Here is an 18,250-nt window from a genome sequence, read left to right on the forward strand (position 1 = left end):
TCATTAATCCAACTTTATACAAGCTTTATTTATGGGGGTATATCTATCATTCAGAAAATTAAAGACGAGCTTTTAGATGAATTAAAAAAAGATGGATTTACCTCGATAAAAGATGCTATTGGAACGACACATAAAGAAATATTAAAAAAGATGGGATATTAAATGATACAATTAATTAATGGGTTAAAACCTTTTATTGAAAATTATCAATGTTTTATTGTGGATCTTAGGGGTGTTCTTTATGATGGGGATCATGTTAATTGCGAAGCTTTATCTTGCCTAAAATATATGCGTCATTCTGGGAAAAAAGTGTGTATTCTATCAAACGCGCCACGCCGTAGTTATCGGGTGATAGAACGCTGTGCAGAAATGGGTCTTACATCAGATTATTATGATTTTCTGTTAACCTCAGGTGAAGATGCATGGCTTCAGCTTAAAAATGCCCAATTAAAAAATGAACCAGAAAATTTATATTATACTTTTAATAAAAAAGTTTTCCCAATTATGGCTGAACGTGATTATGGTTTTTTAGATGATTTGGATCTTGAACCAGTGCATGATATTCAAAAATCAAATTTTATTTTGGCAATTGGTTGGGATGGTATTACCAGAACTATAGATGATTTTTATCCGTTGCTGGATCAGGCTCTTATATCCAAACAACCCATGATTTGTGTCAATCCAGATTTGAATGTCATTCATAAAGGCAAGGAAGAATTATGTGCAGGCTCCTTGGCAGTTTATTATCAAGAAAAAGGGGGCAAAGTTTATTACCATGGGAAACCCCATCCTGAAGTATATAAAACATGTTTAGAAAAAATGGGTTTGCATCAAGAGCCTACTCCCAAAGTTTTAGCTATAGGTGATTCTTTGCATACAGATGTTTATGGTGCCCATCAGGCTAATTTGGATGCGTTGTGGATTTTGGGTGGGGTTCATGCCGCTGAATTGGGTCTTCATCAATCTAATAATAATCAACCTAATAATAATCAAGTTGATGATTATGAAACCAAGGCTAATATGGAAAGATTATGTATAAGAAAAAATGTTAAACAAATGCCTAAAATAGCTATGGTTAATTTAATTTTATGATGGAATAAAATAAAGATTAGATTTTACCAATTTTGTTTAAAGGAAAAATTTTATGACAAAAAAAAATTCACCTATTGATTTAACAAAATGGGAAAAATTAGCTCAAGAAGAGCTTAAAGGAAAATCATGGGACCATTTAAAATGGCAAACTCCGGAAGATATAATAGTTAACCCTCTTTATACATCACAAGATTGCCAAAATTTAATTCATAACGAAACTTTACCAGGAATACCACCCTTCACCCGAGGTATTAAGGCTACGATGTATAGCAATCGCCCCTGGACCATTAGACAATATGCAGGGTTTTCTACAGCTGAAGAATCAAATGCTTTTTATAAAAGAAATTTAGCAGCAGGTCAAAAAGGATTATCTGTGGCGTTTGATTTGCCAACCCACCGGGGTTATGATTCTGATCATCCGCGTGTTGTGGGAGATGTAGGAAAAGCAGGTGTTGCTATTGATTCTGTTGAAGATATGAAAATTCTTTTTCAAGATATTCCTTTAGATCAAATAAGTGTGTCGATGACCATGAATGGGGCTGTTTTACCAATTTTGGCAAACTTTATTGTTGCGGCTGAAGAACAGGGTGTATCCCAAGAAAAACTTATGGGAACAATTCAAAATGATATTTTAAAAGAATTTATGGTCCGTAATACGTATATTTATCCGCCTCAACCTTCGATGCGTATCGTTGGCGATATTATCGCCTATACCACCAAAAATATGCCTAAATTCAATTCAATTTCTATTTCTGGGTATCATATGCAAGAAGCCGGTGCCACTGCTGTTCAGGAGTTGGCATTTACTTTGGCTGATGGCCTAGAATATGTCAAAATGGCTATAGAAAAAGGATTATCGATTGATAGTTTTGCACCAAGACTTTCATTCTTTTTTGGAATAGGAATGAACTTTTTTATGGAAATTGCAAAATTAAGAGCAGCCCGATATTTATGGGCAAATTTAATTCAAAAATTTAATCCTAAAGATCCCGCAAGTTTGGCATTGCGTACTCATTGTCAAACATCAGGGGTAAGTTTAACCGAACAAGATCCCTATAATAATGTGATCAGAACAACGGTTGAAGCGCTTGCTGCAGTTTTGGGTGGGACACAATCTTTACACACGAATGCTTTGGATGAAGCAATTGCCTTACCAACCGATTTTTCAGCAAGAATTGCACGCAATACCCAGCTTGTTTTACAAGAAGAAACAGGTATTACAAAGGTTGTTGATCCTTTAGGAGGAAGTTATTATGTTGAAAATTTAACAGAAAATTTAATTAAAGAAGCTTCCTTATTAATTGATGAAATTAATATTTATGGAGGGATGACCAAAGCTGTTGAAAATGGATTTCCCCAACAGCAAATTCAATCTGCGGCCGCAAGAAAGCAGGCGCGCCTAGACCGAGGCGAAGATATCATTGTGGGGGTGAATAAATACACGCTAAACGAAAAAGATATAAAGATAGATATTTTAGATATTGATAATAATAAGGTACGTGAACAACAAATTGCACGTTTAAATCAAGTACGATCAAAACGTAATCAAGATCTTTGTCTTAAGACCCTTGACCATTTAACAAAGACAGCACAAACAGAAGGTAATTTATTAAAGGCCTGTGTGGCGGCCGCACGTGCACGTGCCACAGTTGGAGAAATTTCAGAAGCGCTTGAAAAAGTATTTAAAAGATATCAACCAAAAACATCAGGTATTTCTGGTGTATATAGCGCCATTTATGATCAAGATCCTATCTTTAAAGATCTCAAACATAAAATAGAAAATTTTATTGATAAAGAGGGAAGACGGCCTCGGATATTAGTTATTAAATTAGGACAAGATGGCCATGATCGTGGGGCCAAAATTATTGCAAGTGCTTTTGCCGATATTGGATTTGATGTGGATGTTGGTCCTTTATTTCAAACCCCAGAAGAAGCCGCATTACAAGCAATTGAAAATGATGTCCATGTTGTGGGTGTTTCAACCCAAGCTGCAGGTCATAAAGTTCTTATTCCCCAATTTATTGAAGCCCTTGCCAAACAAGGGGTAAATAATATATTAGTGGTGGCTGGTGGCGTTATTCCCACCCAAGATTATGATTTCCTATTTGAAAAAGGAGTAGCCGCAATTTTCGGTCCTGGGACGAATGTACCGAAAGCTGCTGACAAAATCTTGAATTTATTGTATCAAAGACAACAGGCAGCATAATGAAATATTGTCCTGCATGATACTTTTATTGTATAAATTGAAGCATTATTAACAACCAACATAAGAATTTGAGTCATGTTTGATCTTAGCCATACACGTACACGTGCTTTTTTTGTTCTTAGTTCTATTTTCACTTTCGTTTGGGTTTGCATATGGTTTTTGCTTATTCAAAATAATATGACAGGTGCTGTTTTACAAACGGGTGATATAGCAGCTTTGGTAACCAGTATTATAGTTCCACCTGGTTTATGGTGGATTGGATTTGGTTTATGGGCTCGTACATTAGCTAATGTAAGAAACATTGATGCGTTGCGCCGCCAATTAGAAGTTTTGGTTTATCCAGCCGAAGATACAGAACAAAAGGTTATGGCGATTGCTGATTCGTTAACAAACCAAGCAGAACAACTTCGTCGAGCGTCAACCGAAGCAACAGATGTTTTAAATAGTATACGTTATGCTTTTCGTCATCAATCTCAAGATTTAGCTAGCGCTGCCCAATTAGCAGCTGTGCAAGCTGAACAAGTTGCAGAATCTTTAAAGCGTCAAGCCGAAGATTTAGGTAGTATGGCGGACAAAATGGACACGCAGCGGCAAAGTTTGGAAGAAGCATCTGCAGCTCATGCGGATTTTATTACAGCAACAGCCCAACGTGCGGTGAAACAAGTTATCGAATCAATTCAAGATCCTACTAAATCTTTATTAGATATTGCAGATCAAGTTGGATCCAAAATTTCGGAAACGATTCAAGCGCAAATTCAAACTTTTTCGCAATCTTCTGAATTAATGACAGGACGTCTTGTTGAAGCATTTCAAAAGCAGACCCAAGAAATTGGATCAGCTGCATCTGTTCTTGCCAAGGAAGCAGGTGGATTACCAGATGTTATAAGAAGTCAGATAGAATTATTTGGGAATGCAAGTAAAGAAGTTATGGCAGAATCAAATCAAGTTTGGAATCAAACAGTTCATGGATTTAAAGATTTACTTTTGCAAGAATCTAAAACTTTCCGTGAATTAATGGATAATCATATTGTTCAATTAAGAGAACGTCTTCAAGATGAATCTGGGGATATGAAGCTTGGGTTACAAAAACAGGTTGATGAAATTGTTTCTGTTGTCAATAGTGTGACGAAACAAACAGAAATTTTACGCCAAGTCACGGAGACCCAATCTGAAGCTTTGAGATCAGCAACGGATCAAGCTGCTGAAATGGTGAAAAAGCATTTTGAAGAACAGACATCGTCTATTGGTAGATTATTTGATCAATTTGATGAACGCGGCAGAAGAATGGAAGCTGTCTCTAGAAGTAATATTCAAGATATGATGGCAAGTTCTGATCAAATTACCAAAACAGTTATTACATTGGATGAAAACTTTAGAGAGCAATTGCGTCTTGTGAATACGACGGTTACCAGTTCACAAGATTTAATTAAAATGTCGACTAAAGATTTAATTAATCAAGTTGAATCTATGAGTAATGACGTTCAAGCCAATCTTGCTAATAGTTCCGAGACAATGAAACAGGATTTAGCAAGAGCCATTCAACAATCAGATGATATTAGCCGTGCCTTCCGTCATGAACGCGAAGAAATAGCCCGCACCGTTGAATTCGCCAAAAATGAAATGGCCAATATTAGATCAATGCTTAAAACCCAAATTGATGATGTGGGTAGTATGGCAAATCGTATTGTTGGGGATGCAGAAACAATTAGTAATTCTATGCGTGGTCAAGTTTCCAATATGAATGAAGCAACCCAAAAAGCTTCAGATGAAACAAGAAAATTGCGGGCGATCATGCAACAGCAAGTTGATGATCTTGGAACAGCCACCAATGAGGCCAAAGATAAAGTGACACAGATGCAGGATATTATCCAAAATCAATGTCAAGAATTACGTGCGGCAACCCATCTTGCTTCTACGAGGGTTGAACTCATTTCTGATTCATTAAAACCTTTTGTTGCTATGTTAAGCGATGCGTCCCAACAAACACAAAAAACAATGGAAGCATCAGAACGATTTGAATCAACACTTCGCCGTCAAATTGATGAAATTGATCGCGCCATTACTTCTGGGGATAGAAAACTTACCAACACAATTGAGATTGTTTCAAATATTACCAAACAATCAACCGAAGTGGCTGAAAAATTCTCGACAGATGCCATGCGTCTTGTTGATGCGGCACGTGAGGCAAATCAACAAGCAGGGAGTATTAAATCCACGATCCGTGATAATCTTGATGAAATGTTGAATTTATCACGTAAGGTTGGCGATTTGGCCCGTGACGTACGTGAAAATATGCGTGGGCTTACTAATGACCTTAATGATATGGTCTCTATGACCCAACGTGAAACTGGTAAAATACGTTCAGATATGGAAGGCCAGTTGAAAAATATTTTAAGTACAGCAGAAACAGTTAATGATAGGTTGGTTAATGTAAGTTCTGTTGTGGATAGCAAAGCGGACGCTTTAATTAAAGCTACAGATCATGCGGTCAATAGAACAGGGGAAATTGGTAGGGTGTTTGCTTCACACACTGAATTACTGGAAAATGCTATTAATAAAATTAACAACCGTGCCAATGAGGTTAACGATAAATTAAATCGTCAAGGCCAAGAAATTGCAGCGATATTAGATAAAGCGGATTCAAGTTTACAAAAACTTTCAGTAAATTTAACGCATAAAGATCGTATTGATTTCTTAAAAACAGCTACATCGATGACTGATGAAATTAATACGTTAGCACGAGATATTCAAGGATTGATTGAAGCTGATATCCCAGATGACCTACTTCAAAAATTCCAACGTGGGGATAAATCAATTTTTGCCCGACGTCTTTTCAAAATGAAGGATACTTATACATTACCAGCGGTTGAACAACGTTATAGAAAAGACGAACAATTTAGTTCCAAGGTTGATAAATATTTAAACCGTTTTGAGCAATTGTTGGCAGATGCTAATCGGGCAGACCCAGAAAGTGTGTTAAGTGCGGCTTTCATTACAGCTGATATTGGTAAATTGTATGTTGTTCTTGCGAAGTCAGTTGGACGTCAAGTTGATGCCGCATAAAATTTTATGTATTAGCTTGTGCAATGGGTACAGATTCTGATATTAAGAATTCTGATCCGATTATCCAAAAAATTTTGAATGGGGATAGGCGTACCCTTGCTCAAGCTATTACCTTAGTTGAATCATCAAAAAAAGAACATTATCTTCAAGCAGAAAAAATATTAAATTCTTTAATTTCCTATGGTAGACAGCCATTTTTACGGCTTGCGGTTACAGGTGCCCCTGGAGTTGGTAAATCAACTTTTATCGAGACATTTGGACTAGACCTTATTGAAGAAGGATTTTCTGTTGCAGTTTTAGCCATTGATCCATCGTCCCCTTTAAGGGGTGGATCAATTCTTGGTGATAAAACAAGAATGACAAAGCTTGCTGTTCATCCTAAAGCATTTATTCGACCAAGCCCATCTGGACTAGATGTAAGTGGTATCGCCCAACATACCAGAGAAGTTATGTTGTTATGTGAAGCAGCTGGGTTTGATATCATTATTATTGAAACTGTGGGTGTTGGGCAATCCCAAACATTAGTATCAGAAATTGTTGATATGTTTTTGCTTCTTTTATCTCCGGGCGGGGGTGATGAATTACAAGGTATCAAAAGAGGCATTGTCGAAATTGCAGATTTACTTATTATTAATAAAGCTGATGATGATTTACGCAGGCTTGCTGAAATAACAGCAAAAGAGTATCAGCAAGCGCTTAAACTTTTAATACCGGTTAAAAAAGATTGGACCCCAGACATTTTAATATGTTCAGCCCTACAGCATTTTGGATTTAAAGAAATATGGGGCAAAATTAAGCAATTTCAAAAAATTATGAAAGATAATGGGATGTTACAAGCAACAAGATTTAAGCAAAAGAAAAAATGGTTAAAACAAGAACTTAATCAGCAAATTTTAAATTTTATCCATAACGATAATGTAATTAAACAATCTTTTAATGAATATGAGCAAGCTATAATTAATAATCAACTGACACCCCCAAATGCAGCACGATTAATATTACAAAAGTTTTTTGAAAGAATGAATAATTAAAGACTTTTCAGAAAACTAATTAATGCTTCACGATCATATCTAGATAAATTTTTAAATATATCGGATGATTTTTTTCCTTCACCATTATGCCATAAAATAGCTTCTTCTAAATTTCTAGCACGCCCATCATGAAGGTAGAATTCGTAACCACTAACCTCTTTGTTAAGGCCAATACCCCACAAAGGTGGGGTGCGCCATTCTGACCCTGTTGCTTCGGCATCTGGCAGATTATCTGAAAGTTCATGTCCCATATCATGAAGCAGAAGATCTGTAAAAGGAAAAATAGTTTGTGGTGTAATAACATCACGTGCTGAAGGATAGTGATTAATTATCCAGCTGGGTTTATGACATGTATGACATTCTGCTTTGAAAAAAATTTGTTCACCTTTTTGTGCAGATATATTATCAAGATTACGCCGCATTGGAACAGATAACGTTTTTGTATAAAAGGTTAGTTTATCTAAAAATTCATTATTTAATTCCAAAGATATGGGTTCATCTTTGCATGTAACAATTTTACAATTTTGACCGGGAAATAAAATATTTGTTAAACCCATATCATTAAAAGCTGCGGTTGCATTTTGTTGATATAAATTTGACGTGCTAGCTTTCCATCCGAAACGTCCCAAAGACTTTTTTTCTTGACTTAGATTATTCGCAACTAAATTTATTTTTCCAGAAATGCCATCATTATTTTTATCATAGGGATCAGCTAGTTCCATGATTGATTGAACAGGAATGTTTTCTAATAATCCTAATCCTATTAAAGCAGGTGGAATTCTTGCTGAAATAAGAGTTTTGCTTTTTAATTCCTCTGGAATAGATGCAGGTAAAATATAATAAGGTTTACGTAAATGATAAGATATTCCATCAGGGTAAAACTCTGTTATTTCGTTATAATAAACTTTTATTTTTTCACTTATGATTGTTGAAATAGATTGGTCATGAAATTGATCTCCATATATCGGATGGGGTATGGAATTTGTGGGTATATTAGGATTAATAATTCCTAATTTAAAAATCATAGATGATAGATTATCGGTAAGATCTGTTGGTTTTCCCCTGCCATCGCGAACATGGCAATGCGAACATGAAGCACGATTAAATGATGGCCCTAATCCAAGAAATACAGATGAAGTTACTTGTTGATTGGGCTCTAATATATTTATTTGAGATTGCTGTATGCGGGGTAACCAAGTCGCATCAAAAATCCTTTTGCCAAACATAAAAGTTTTAATTTCATCACCAAATAAATTTGGGGAGGGAAGGCTGAACGACAGGTTTCCATTTGATGCTCTTGATGCATCGCCCCCTAAGTTTTTATATATACGTGAATCAAAATTATTTTGTTGTGATAAAAAACTAAATAAAAGAATGATTATGCAAACAATAAAGAATATTTTTTTTATCATAAATAGATAAATTTTTATATAATTAAAATACTTGGTTTAATAAAGTATTTGAATAAATATTTTATGTATATAAAATTTATTCGGAAAATTAAAGTTTATAAAATAACCCATATGTTCTTTTAATGTTCTATATTTTCTTAAATTAACTTTTTGTGGATAATTTTGCTAACCTATTGAATTTTTTGCTTGAATCGTAGATTCAAAGTGGTATTAACTAGAATAAGTGATTCGTTTTGTAGTGATCAGTAAGCATTTTGTTTTATTCTTATTCTCTTACAGGATCTAAATAATGATATCTATAAAAAATTATTTTATACAATATTCTTTTCTCGTTCTAGCTATGAAAAATCGGTTTTCTTTATTTTTAAAAATAATTTTTTCAATTTTTATAGGTGTAGGGGGGGGATCTCTACCTTTTACATCTGTTTTTGCCAATTTTGAAGATGGTGTCGCTGCATATAAAGAAGGTAAATTTACGGTTGCTCTTAATGAATGGCGTCCTTTGGCAGAAGCAGGTAATGCTGCCGCCCAATTTCAATTGGCTTATATGTATATAAGAGGGCAAGGTGTGCGCCAAAATGCAAATGAAGCTTTAAAATGGGGCTTAATGTCAGCAAACCAAGGTTATGCGCCAGCCCAATATGGGTTAGGCATGGTTTACCGTGATGGACTTGGGGTTAAACAAAATTATGATGAAGCTTTAAAATGGTCAAAGCTTGCTGTTAACCAAAATTATGCGCCGGCTTTTTGTCTTTTGGGTCTTATGTATGCCATGGGCCAAGGGGTAGAAAAAAATAAACAAGAAGCTTATAAATGGTTTGTTTTAGCTCTACAAGGAGAGCTTAGTGATAATGAACGTATGATTGCCCAATTAAATCATGATATTTTAAAGCGAAGCCTTTCTGAAGATCAACGTCATAATGCTGAACAACAAGTTGCCCTTTGGACTAAGAAAAATGGTACTTCCTCTGCAACGTTTGCTCAAGTTGAAAAAGTAGGGGCAGAAAAATCTATAGCGCAAATCAAACAAGAACCCTTGATTGGTGAAAGTGATGTTGAAGATTCTGACCAAAATGTTGCGCAAGAAACATATACAACAAATCCATCAATAACATCTCATCCAGCTATAGGTACGGCAACTGTGGCTACTCCTGTTAAACCCCAATTAGCCGAACAAGTAGTTACTGACCCTTTACCTGTTACCAGGAAAGATCCAATTCAAACGCAGCTAGTTCAACAGTCACAGAATAATACACAAAATAATGCTATGAGTTTAGTTAAAAAAGATGTGTCTTCACTATCCTCTGCGACTACGGTGCAAACAAATAATCAAATGCGTGTTCCTTCTGCTCTACAAAATACGTATCCCCAACTTGCATCTAGTAATAAAGTATATCGATCAAATGCACGCCCGGAAATTTTGGCAAATAAAATTCAAAATTCAAATAGTTTTTTATCAACGACATCACCTATATCGTCTCAACCAACAGTTGTTATTGCCTCAGCGGGTAAAAAGATTATTCCAGCATCTGCACCTGCAGCAGGCATAAAACCAATCACGTATAACCCACCTATTCTTGAAAGAAAAAGTGGACCTGCCCGTATTCAAGTTGCATCTTTAACCCCGCAGAAAGATCCTCTGAATATTTGGCGTGGATTGCAACAACGGTATCCAAATTTGTTGTCAGGTTTGGCTCCCGTGGTTATTCGCGCGGATCTTGGATCAAAAGGTGTATTTCAAAGATTACAAGCAGGACCTTTTAGCGATGTCAATGCCGCAAAGATCGCGTGCCTTGAATTACGTGCCCGTAATCAAGATTGTATTGTGGTTGCACAATAAAAATTTAAAACTGTATTGTGGTTGCACAATAATTTTTAAACCCTATCGTAGTTATTCAATAAAGTTTAATATTTTTCTATCCAAGATTGGATTAACATATTTTCTGTCTGATAGGCATGATCACGCCATGGTCTACTTCCCGGTGGTGGTTCAATATTTAATGTATTAGGAAGTTGGTCAAGCAAGGATCGCTCTGCTGGATTTGTAATAAAAAAAACAAATCCCAGTACCGTATTTTTTCTTGTTTTAAAAAAACCAGCAAGCGATCTGACAAAATACATGGTTCCTGTTTTTGCCTGATAGGATAATAATTGATTATTATCGATATAGTATGTGGATAAAAAATTAATAAAATTATCAGAAAAATTATGAAGATAAATATAATGTAAAATACCCATCATTTGTTGTGGGGAATGATGGGACAAAATGCTAAGCCCTGAATGGTTATTATGATAAAAATTATCCCATGATATAAAAGGTGCTTGTGTTCCCATCCATTCTGTAATTTTTTTAGATGATTGATCTAAAGTTAGAATTTTATCTTTTTCTAATTGATGTGATGCGGCAAGTCCTACAAGTTCAGCTGCCATATTATTACTATAATGCAAAATTAAAGAAATGATATCACCCAACGGAATGCTCCGGTGGGTATCAAATAAAAGAGCTTCATGGGGTGTGGTGCCTGGTTTGGGTTGATTAATCTCTATACCTTTCTCAAGGCATAATTTTCTAAATAACAAAGCAGTCATAAGACTGGGATTTTGAACAGGCAACCACAATTGATTATATTTTGATAATAGATTTTCAGATATCACCCAATGGCCTAAAATAGGTGGTTGATTTGATGATAAATCTTTGTCTAATAATTGATTGGTTTGATAAAATATTTTAAAATCATCTGGGTCTTCACTAGGTTCAATCTTTAAATCAATTTCATTTAAGGTAAGGGTGGTAAAGTCGCTAATACTTTTAAATGTTGTAATAATTTTTTGTGTTTGGGGATCTTTATTAAGGTCAAGCTGAATACGATTAAAATTAGAAGATAACGCGCTAATCCCTGGATTATAACTAGCTGCCTGGGGTTGATTAGGATCAATATTGGTTCGGGTTATAAATAAACTATCATCATAAAAAAAATTTCCTTTAATTTTTCTGATGCCCGCATTGTATAAATGATCGACCATTTCTTTTAAATGATCATTATCAAGTACGGGATCCCCACCTCCTTGAAGATAAAGATCACCTTCAACACTATTATTTTGTGGGGTTTGGGTTAAATAAATTTTTGTCAAAAATTGATGATCTTTACCCAAAAGATCAAGCGCTGCTTTCATATAAATTAATTTTGCTGTTGAGGCCGGGATAAATTTTTTTTGCCCGTTTCTTTCTTCTAAAACTTCTTGGGTTGCTGGGTTGAAAACAATAAAACCTATGTCATCATTTTTATTATTTTGTGCAAAAGAATCATGTGCACCAAAGAATAGGCAAAAAATGTATAAAAACAGAAAATATAAGAGGATATTTTGTTTTATAAAGCTATACATCTTGCTAATCTCAATTGTTTCTTTTAAAAATGATCATGAAGATAAGATGCCCTTATTTATCTTTTTATAGCAACCAATTTACCAATTTATTTTCAAATCGTTAATGTCATATTTAATTTCTGCCGACCATTCTCTTGTAATGTTTGTTGATATTCAAGAAAAATTAATACCTGTAATTCATAATCATGAGCAGGTCATAACGAAAAGCCATATTTTATTGAAAGCTGCCGCAAGTTTAAATATTCCTATGTTGGTTTCTGAACAATATACAAAAGGATTAGGGTTAACCGTCCCTATGTTAAGGTCGGAAATTTCTAAAGATAAAATTATGGAGAAAACAAGTTTTTCTTGTTATGCCGATCAAGCGATGAAAGAGCGCATCCACCAAATCAACCGCAAGCAGGTTATTATATGTGGTATTGAAACGCATATTTGTGTTTTGCAAACAGCCTTACATTTGAAAGAAGCAGGATTTGTTCCTTTTATTGTCAGTAATGCTGTATCATCACGATACCCTCATGATTATAAAATGGGGTTAAAGCGTATGCAAAAAGCAGGGTGTATGCTTGCCACCCTTGAAATGGTTCTTTTTGAATGGCTTAAAGATTCTAGCCATCCAGATTTTAAAAATATAACCAAACTTATTAAATGATGTATGTCATTTAAGAATTGACATTGTATGAATAATAATGAAAACACCATATTTCCTTTAGATGCTATTTTAATTTTGCTGGTTGGGGTTATTGCTTTTGCCATTAATGATGGGTTGGCGCAATATTTAACAGACTCTTATTCACCGATACAGATACTTTGGTGTCGCTATTTATTTGGGGTTTTATATATTTTACCTGCTTTTTTTTGGAAAAAAAATAGACCTTTTTTTGTGACCCAAACACCCCAATGGCAAATTATTAGGGGATTAACCATTACAGCATCAAGCGTGTTGTTTGTTGGATCATTAGCCTTATTAAATATAGCAGAAGCCACCGCCATTGGATTTGCGTCTCCATTTTTTGTTACAATTTTATCTATTATATTTTTAAAAGAAAAGGTCAGCACCAATAGATGGCTTGCTGTTATTGTTGGGATGATTGGTATTATTATTATTGTTCGTCCAGGCACAGATGCTTTTAAATGGGGAGGTGTTTTAGGAATAGCTGCGGCAGCTTTTTGGGCCTTGGGATTAACCTTTACCCGGAAGACGAGTAAATTTGATCATTTTTTTACCACATTGTTTTTTACGATGACGGTTGGATTAGTAGCATCAAGCTTTTTTGTTTTCTTTTACTGGCATACCCCCGATGTAAGGGGATGGGTGGTTATTATGACCATGGCCGCATTTCATGTGGTGGCTCAATTTTTAATTATTTACGCTTTTTCCAAAGCACCTGCATCTTTATTGGCACCTTTTTGTTATAGTCAACTTGTTTGGGCAGCGTTAATTGGAATTATTTGTTTTGGTACCATGCCAGATTTTTGGGGGTGGGTTGGAAGTTTGATTATTATTGGAAGCGGTATTTATGTTTGGTATAAAGAAAGACTTTTATGGAAACAAGTACCCCAAACATTAAATTAACACCGGTAAATAGCATGATATTTTAATATAATTTTCAAAAGGTGATGGATTAAAAATGACAATACTTGTAACAGGGGGATGTGGATTTATTGGAAATCATCTGGTTAAGATGCTGGTACAAAATGGTGAACAAGTTCGTATTTTGGATCTTTCATCACCTCCATCTAAAATAGAAGGGGTAGAATATATTCAAGGGTCTATTACAGATATAGATACCGTGGCAAAAGCGATGAAGGGGGCTCGATATTTATATCATGTCGCTGCGAACCCAAACCTTTGGACAAAAAATAAAAAAGATTTTCATTACGTTAATTATATGGGGACAAAAATTGTTTTGGATAAAGCATTAAAACATAACGTTGAAAAAGTTGTTTATACATCAACCGAATCTATTTTAAGTGCTGCCCGTATCAGAACCAAGGAACAAAGACAGGATCATCTTACGGATGAGACAGCAGAGCCAGTATTAGGAGATATGCCTGGACCCTATTGCAGGTCAAAATTTTTAGCCGAACAGGAAGCTTTTAATGCCGTAAAACAAGGATTACCTGTGGTGATTGTAAATCCAACCTTACCTATTGGACCCGGGGATTATAAATTAACACCACCCAGTAAAATGATTTTAAATTTCCTTAATGGTCTGGCCCCAGCCTATTTGGATTGTGCGCTAAATTTTATTGATGTACGCGATGCAGCGATGGGTCATATTTTAGCCTTACGTCATGGTGAAATAGGGGAGAGATATATTTTAGGTCATACCAATCTTTATTTACATGATTTGTTACAAAAATTATCAACCTATACTAAAAGATCTATGCCCAAAGTTAAAATTCCTTACGCTTTTGCCTATATGGTTGCCCTTGTTAATGAAGTGTGGGCTGACTATATAAGTCGTAGGCCACCTATAGCACCTTTAACGGGGGTAAGATTAACCAAAGCACCTATGTCATTCGATTCTGCCAAAGCAAAACAAGAATTGGGTTTAACATGCCGGTCCCTTGATATATCTTTAAAAGATGCGATTGATGAATGGAAAAATCGTGGGTTGCTTCAACCATCATTGTTAAAAGAAATATAAAGATAAGATGTCGTTACTATCATCACCTAATGTTACCGAAACTAAGCTTGTCTATCCAGATAAAAAATTTTCTCTGGTCTCTGATTTTAAGCCAGCTGGCGATCAACCCCAAGCAATTTCGGATCTGATTCAAGGTCTTCGTGACAATAATCGTGATCAGGTTCTTTTAGGTGTCACGGGATCTGGTAAAACCTTTACCATGGCCCATGTTATTCAAACGGTTCAACGGCCAACCTTAATTTTGGCACATAATAAAACTTTGGCAGCACAATTATATGGCGAAATGAAAAGCTTTTTTCCTGAGAATTCGGTTGAATATTTTGTATCCTATTATGATTATTATCAACCTGAAGCTTATGTGCCAAGAACGGATACCTATGTCGAAAAGGAATCATCAATTAATGAACAAATTGACCGCATGCGCCATTCGGCAACCCGGGCGTTATTTGAACGACGTGATATCATTATTGTGGCCAGCGTGTCGTGTATTTATGGTATAGGATCGCCCGAAAATTATTCGGCCATGACAATCACTCTTTATAAAGGACAAGTTGTTAATCGCAATGATCTTTTGCGGCATTGGGTTGAATTACAATATAAACGTAATGATCTTGCCTTTCAACGTGGGACGTTTCGTGTACGTGGGGATAGTGTTGAAATTTTTCCTGCTCACATGGAAGATCGGGCATGGCGCCTATCTTTTTTTGGGGATGAAATTGAAAGCATTGTGGAATTTGATCCTTTAACTGGTCAGAAATTTGTCGCTCTTGATACCATTAAAATTTATGCCAACAGCCATTATGTAACTCCCAAACCTACATTGGAACAAGCTGTCAAAAAAATTAAAGATGAATTAAAAATAAGATTAAACGAGCTTCAACAAAATAATAAACTTTTAGAATATCAACGCTTAAAAGAAAGAACAATTTTTGATTTAGAAATGATTGTATCGATGGGATCATGTTCTGGTATTGAAAATTATTCGCGTTATTTGACAGGCCGCAATCCAGGTGAACCCCCACCCACCTTATTTGAATATTTACCAGAAGATGCTTTATTAATTGTCGATGAAAGTCACGTGAGTGTCCCGCAATTACGGGGTATGTATAAGGGTGACTTTTCCCGGAAATCAACCTTAGCAGAATATGGGTTTAGATTACCATCTTGTGTGGATAACAGGCCGCTAAAATTCGAAGAATGGGATGTGATGCGGCCGCAAACAATTTTTGTGTCAGCCACTCCCGGTCCTTGGGAACTTGAACGAACAGCAGGTGTATTTACCGAACAAATTATTCGTCCCACCGGATTAATGGATCCCGTTTGTGAGATAAGACCGGTTGAAAATCAGGTTGATGATGTGATTAATGAAGCACGTCTTACAATTAAAAAAGGATACCGGGTTTTAATTACGACATTAACCAAAAAAATGGCCGAAGATTTAGCAGATTATATGCAAGAAATGGGATTAAAGGTCCGTTATATGCATGCCGATATCGAAACACTAGAACGTATCGATATTATCCAACAATTACGGCGCGGGACCTTTGATATACTTGTCGGAATCAATTTGTTGCGAGAGGGTTTAGATATACCAGAATGTGCGCTTGTCGCAATTTTAGATGCCGATAAGGAAGGCTATCTTCGTTCCACCACATCGCTGGTTCAAACTATTGGACGTGCGGCGCGCCATGTAGATGGCCGTGTTTTATTATATGCCGATGTTATGACAAAATCATTAAAGGCAGCATTGGATGAAACCGATCGCCGACGTGAGAAGCAAAAAAAATATAATGAGCAGCATAACATCACACCTGCATCCATTAAAAAGTCGATTAATGATATATTATCTAGCGTCTATGAAAAAGATCACGTTGAGGTGGAAACAAATCTCAACAAACCTATGAACCAAAAGCAATTGCAAAAAATGATTGCGTCTTTGCATAAACGCATGAAAGCTGCCGCCGAAAATTTGGAATTTGAAGAAGCAGCCAAAATCAGAGATGAAATTAAAAATCTCGAAAAAAATGATTTAAGTTTTTAATTTATTATTAAAATAAATGATATATTTATTTTAATAATAATAAATTTTTAGATAAAAAATATTTATTTTTTGATTTTTTAGTTTAAGGTAATAATCATAATTAAACTGAGTATAATTTGATATGGGACTATATTAAAAAATATCAATTATGTAATTAAATAAAACATTATTAAAAGGATTTATATGATGAATAAAATTAATTTTAATATTACTAAAAATAAATTAAAATTTAATACTAATAATGATGAATTTAAAATTGAAAAAGTAAATGATTTGGCCTTGGAAGAATTATTGCCCCTTACCGTCGTAACACTTGGGACGGCAGGTGACGATATTTTAGTTGGTGGGTCCGGGTTTTCTTATATATTTCAAGGATTAGATGGCAGTGATATTCTTATTGGAGCAGATCAACGGGATGAGCTTTATGGTGGTACGGGGAACGATTTTATTGATGGGGATCAAGGTGACGATTATATTGTTGGGGGGCTTGGAAAAGATTTAATTCAAGGTGGCAAGGGGAATGATTCTATTTTTGATGAGGAGGGAAATAATGAAATTCAGGGTGGTGAGGGTAATGATTATATTTATACAAATGATGGAAATAATATACTTTTTGGGGACGAGGGCGAGGATACAATTTTTGCTAAAGATGGTGATGATTTTATTAATGGAGGAAATGGAAGTGATTTAATCAGTGGGGGTAATGGGAATAATCAAATTTATGGAGAAGATGGAAATGATAAATTATATGGTGGAGAGAAAGGATTTGATTTAATCAATGGAGGTAATGGGGATGATATAATTTCTAGCGTCAATGGTGTGCTTCATGGTGATGATGGGAATGACCAAATTACTGGTTCGGGTTTACTTTTAGGTGATGATGGAGATGATACATTACGTGGTAACGGTATATTAGAAGGTGGTAAAGGCAATGATACTCTACAAGATAATTATGGCAATGACATCCTTATAGGAGGGGATGGAGATGATAAAATTACCAACAGCAGAGGTGATGATTCAGTTTTTGGAGATGAAGGTCGTGATTATATTGAAGAGTACTATTTTGGGTTTTCTTTTGGTAAGGATAGAATTCATGGTGGATTAGGTGATGATCAAATTATTGAATATGGCGGAAACAATATGATTTATGGAGATGAGGGTGATGATATCATTCAAGCAGGTTTTGATAATGATCAAGTATATGGGGGATCTGGGGACGATTTAATGACGGATCTAGGGGGGAATGATCAATTAAATGGTGATAGTGGCGAAGATGTATTTAAAATGTCAGCAGATAGAGCAGAAGATATAATAGATGGTGGGGATGATCTAGATATAGTTGATTTCACAAGTGATAATTTCAGTGA

General features: G+C 35.3%; 12 protein-coding genes. 10 read left to right on the forward strand and 2 right to left on the reverse strand.

Annotation, left to right across the window (positions count from 1 at the left end):
* Positions 1-162: 162 nt before the first annotated feature.
* From K1X44_06990 to meaB, 4 genes are all read left to right on the forward strand, one after another.
* Positions 163-1,092 carry a TIGR01459 family HAD-type hydrolase gene (locus K1X44_06990; protein MBX7147035.1) on the forward strand — a complete coding sequence of 310 codons (930 nt, stop codon included), beginning with the start codon at positions 163-165 and terminating at the stop codon, positions 1,090-1,092.
* Positions 1,093-1,144: 52 nt separating this feature from the next.
* Positions 1,145-3,298, forward strand: coding sequence for a methylmalonyl-CoA mutase (gene scpA / locus K1X44_06995; GenBank protein MBX7147036.1), 2,154 nt, complete (start codon positions 1,145-1,147; stop codon positions 3,296-3,298).
* A 75-nt stretch (positions 3,299-3,373) separates the two neighbouring features.
* Positions 3,374-6,361, forward strand: coding sequence for a hypothetical protein (locus tag K1X44_07000; protein MBX7147037.1), 2,988 nt, complete (start codon positions 3,374-3,376; stop codon positions 6,359-6,361).
* Positions 6,362-6,384: 23 nt separating this feature from the next.
* Positions 6,385-7,392: a methylmalonyl Co-A mutase-associated GTPase MeaB gene (meaB, locus tag K1X44_07005; GenBank protein ID MBX7147038.1), complete on the forward strand. Its 1,008-nt coding sequence runs from the start codon at positions 6,385-6,387 to the stop codon at positions 7,390-7,392.
* Here meaB and K1X44_07010 read toward each other — a convergent pair.
* Positions 7,389-8,804, reverse strand: coding sequence for a c-type cytochrome (locus tag K1X44_07010; protein MBX7147039.1), 1,416 nt, complete (start codon positions 8,802-8,804; stop codon positions 7,389-7,391). The two genes, meaB and K1X44_07010, sit on opposite strands and share 4 nt — an antisense overlap.
* Positions 8,805-9,093: 289 nt before the next feature.
* Here K1X44_07010 and K1X44_07015 point away from each other — a divergent pair, with 289 nt between their 5' ends.
* Positions 9,094-10,644: an SEL1-like repeat protein gene (locus tag K1X44_07015; protein MBX7147040.1), complete on the forward strand. Its 1,551-nt coding sequence runs from the start codon at positions 9,094-9,096 to the stop codon at positions 10,642-10,644.
* Positions 10,645-10,709: 65 nt separating this feature from the next.
* On the opposite strand, the gene dacB is transcribed toward K1X44_07015, so the two are convergent.
* Complete coding sequence (dacB, locus tag K1X44_07020) at positions 10,710-12,188, reverse strand: D-alanyl-D-alanine carboxypeptidase/D-alanyl-D-alanine-endopeptidase (protein MBX7147041.1); 1,479 nt, start codon at positions 12,186-12,188, stop codon at positions 10,710-10,712.
* A 103-nt stretch (positions 12,189-12,291) separates the two neighbouring features.
* Here dacB and K1X44_07025 point away from each other — a divergent pair, with 103 nt between their 5' ends.
* The 5 genes from K1X44_07025 to K1X44_07045 all read left to right on the forward strand — a co-directional run.
* On the forward strand, positions 12,292-12,840 hold the full coding sequence (locus tag K1X44_07025) for a hydrolase (GenBank protein ID MBX7147042.1): 549 nt from the start codon (positions 12,292-12,294) through the stop codon (positions 12,838-12,840).
* Positions 12,841-12,867: 27 nt separating this feature from the next.
* Positions 12,868-13,764, forward strand: a complete 897-nt coding sequence (locus K1X44_07030) for a DMT family transporter (protein ID MBX7147043.1) — start codon at positions 12,868-12,870, stop codon at positions 13,762-13,764.
* 55 nt (positions 13,765-13,819) lie between these two features.
* On the forward strand, positions 13,820-14,842 hold the full coding sequence (locus K1X44_07035; GenBank protein MBX7147044.1) for an NAD-dependent epimerase/dehydratase family protein: 1,023 nt from the start codon (positions 13,820-13,822) through the stop codon (positions 14,840-14,842).
* A 7-nt stretch (positions 14,843-14,849) separates the two neighbouring features.
* Positions 14,850-16,883 (forward strand): excinuclease ABC subunit UvrB, encoded by a 2,034-nt coding sequence (gene uvrB, locus K1X44_07040; GenBank protein MBX7147045.1) that lies wholly within the window; start codon positions 14,850-14,852, stop codon positions 16,881-16,883.
* A gap of 183 nt (positions 16,884-17,066) precedes the next feature.
* On the forward strand, positions 17,067-18,250 hold a 1,184-nt coding region (locus K1X44_07045; GenBank protein ID MBX7147046.1), incomplete at its 3' end, for a hypothetical protein.

Source organism: Alphaproteobacteria bacterium (genome assembly GCA_019695395.1).
GTDB lineage: Bacteria > Pseudomonadota > Alphaproteobacteria > JAEUKQ01 > JAIBAD01 > JAIBAD01.

Coding starts and splice junctions, on each gene's coding strand:
- K1X44_07015 (MBX7147040.1), top strand. CDS start 9,094: ATGATATCTATAAAAAATTATTTTATACAATATTCTTTTCTCGTTCTA.
- scpA (MBX7147036.1), top strand. CDS start 1,145: ATGACAAAAAAAAATTCACCTATTGATTTAACAAAATGGGAAAAATTA.
- K1X44_06990 (MBX7147035.1), top strand. CDS start 163: ATGATACAATTAATTAATGGGTTAAAACCTTTTATTGAAAATTATCAA.
- meaB (MBX7147038.1), top strand. CDS start 6,385: ATGGGTACAGATTCTGATATTAAGAATTCTGATCCGATTATCCAAAAA.
- dacB (MBX7147041.1), bottom strand. CDS start 12,188: ATGTATAGCTTTATAAAACAAAATATCCTCTTATATTTTCTGTTTTTA.
- K1X44_07000 (MBX7147037.1), top strand. CDS start 3,374: ATGTTTGATCTTAGCCATACACGTACACGTGCTTTTTTTGTTCTTAGT.
- uvrB (MBX7147045.1), top strand. CDS start 14,850: ATGTCGTTACTATCATCACCTAATGTTACCGAAACTAAGCTTGTCTAT.
- K1X44_07030 (MBX7147043.1), top strand. CDS start 12,868: ATGAATAATAATGAAAACACCATATTTCCTTTAGATGCTATTTTAATT.
- K1X44_07035 (MBX7147044.1), top strand. CDS start 13,820: ATGACAATACTTGTAACAGGGGGATGTGGATTTATTGGAAATCATCTG.
- K1X44_07010 (MBX7147039.1), bottom strand. CDS start 8,804: ATGATAAAAAAAATATTCTTTATTGTTTGCATAATCATTCTTTTATTT.
- K1X44_07025 (MBX7147042.1), top strand. CDS start 12,292: ATGTCATATTTAATTTCTGCCGACCATTCTCTTGTAATGTTTGTTGAT.